This is a genomic window from Polaromonas sp. P3_C2 (assembly GCF_056402675.1).
Genome location: NZ_JBFUGX010001169.1, coordinates 1 through 701, shown reverse-complemented (window position 1 = coordinate 701; position 701 = coordinate 1). Strand labels below are relative to the sequence as shown.

The following is a 701-nucleotide window of genomic DNA, read 5'->3' as shown; positions in this document are numbered from 1 at the left end:
GGCTGGGGCGCATGGCATCGATGCGCAAAGCCAGCATCTCCTCGAAATCACCGGCGATAACCGGCTGCAAGGACAGGCGGGAACTGATATCCGTCACCGCAGACTCATTTCGCAACAGCTTTGCGAATCTGCTCCAGCACATCCTTGGCGCTGGCCGGGATCGGCGTGCCCGGGCCGTAGATGCCTTTCACGCCGGCTTCGTACAGCATGTCGTAATCCTGCCTTGGAATCACGCCGCCGACAAACACGATGATGTCGTCGGCGCCCTGCTTCTTGAGCTCGGCGATGATGGCCGGCACCAGCGTCTTGTGGCCGGCCGCCAGCGTAGAGACACCGACCGCATGCACGTCGTTCTCAATCGCCTGGCGCGCGCACTCTTCGGGTGTCTGGAACAGCGGCCCCATGTCCACGTCAAAGCCCAGGTCGGCAAACGCCGTGGCCACCACCTTGGCGCCGCGGTCGTGGCCGTCCTGGCCGAGTTTGGAGATCATCACGCGTGGACGGCGGCCCTGCTCTTCAGCAAAAGCATTGATTTCGGTCTTGAGAGTTTCCCAGCCCTCGGCCGAGTCATATGCGGCAGCGTACACACCGGTCACCTTTTGTGTATCGGCGCGGTGGCGCCCGTAGACTTTCTCGAGGGCATCGCTGACCTCACCCACCGTGGCGCGCAGACGCACGGCCTTGATGCTAAGGTCCAGCAG

General features: G+C 62.9%; 1 protein-coding gene. It reads right to left on the bottom strand.

Annotated features, from left to right (window positions below):
* Positions 1-104: 104 nt before the first annotated feature.
* On the bottom strand, positions 105-701 hold a 597-nt coding region (locus AC1DWI_RS25385), incomplete at its 5' end, for a cobalamin-dependent protein (protein WP_477726216.1).